Raw genomic sequence first — 837 nt, forward strand, 5'->3', positions numbered from 1 at the left:
CATGGAAGTCGATCACGTCTCGTACCTCTCCCCTCAATTAACCAGGATTGTTTCGGTTAAGCAGAACACCAGTCAACCAGTACGAGGTAAGACCGGATAAGGAAACGGTCACAGGGCTCGCCAGGTGTGCTCTGGCAGCTGGCGGCAGGCTGCGGGCCCCCGGGCCCGTTCTTCCGCGGGAGAGTGGTCTTCGGCCGATGACTGCGGCACCTCTGAGTGAAGGTGGTGACCACCGCCTTCAGAACGATCAGTCTCGCTGCGCTTCACGGGAAGCGGGCTGTCCGCTCCTGCGGGAGGACCGGCGGGTGATGCGCCTGGTCATGAGCGTGATCGCGGCCCAGGTGATCAACGATTCCCAGTGCTGGATAATCCATCGTGTAGGAGACAAAGACGCGGTCGTACGGACCGTGCTCAGCCCACCCGGTAGCACCGTCGCCGGCACTGTGGCCGGCCGTCAGCCGAGGGCGGCCAGGCGGGCGCGCGCGGATGCCATGACGTGCCGCTCCCGATCCAGCGTGACCACGCCCGCGTCGCCGCGGATGCGGCAGGCCACGGCCGCGGTCACCCCGGCGCCCGTGCCGATATCGAGGACACGGTCGCCCGAGGCGCAGCTCCAGCTCCTGCAGCAGGCCCGCGGTCATCCCGACTGATCTCCCCGCCGTACAGCACATCGAGCAGTTCCTCCCGGTGCGAGGGCGTCGCTCAGTCCAGCAAGTCCCAGCGCGGCGGCTTCTCCTCCGGCCGGCTGCGCCGTACGTACGCCTGCGGCATCAGATCCTCTGGCAGGCCGAGGAGCGCTCGTATCGGGCCGGGACGTAGATCCCCCGAGGTCTCGAG

General features: G+C 67.4%; 1 protein-coding gene. It reads right to left on the minus strand.

Annotated elements, in window-relative coordinates; all coding sequences use genetic code 11:
• Window positions 1-454 precede the first annotated feature (454 nt).
• Window positions 455-565 (minus strand): hypothetical protein, encoded by a 111-nt coding sequence (locus C3488_RS42300; RefSeq protein ID WP_258053933.1) that lies wholly within the window; start codon window positions 563-565, stop codon window positions 455-457.
• Window positions 566-837: the final 272 nt, after the last annotated feature.

The organism is Streptomyces sp. Ru72 (genome assembly GCF_002920635.1).
Taxonomy (GTDB): domain Bacteria; phylum Actinomycetota; class Actinomycetes; order Streptomycetales; family Streptomycetaceae; genus Streptomyces.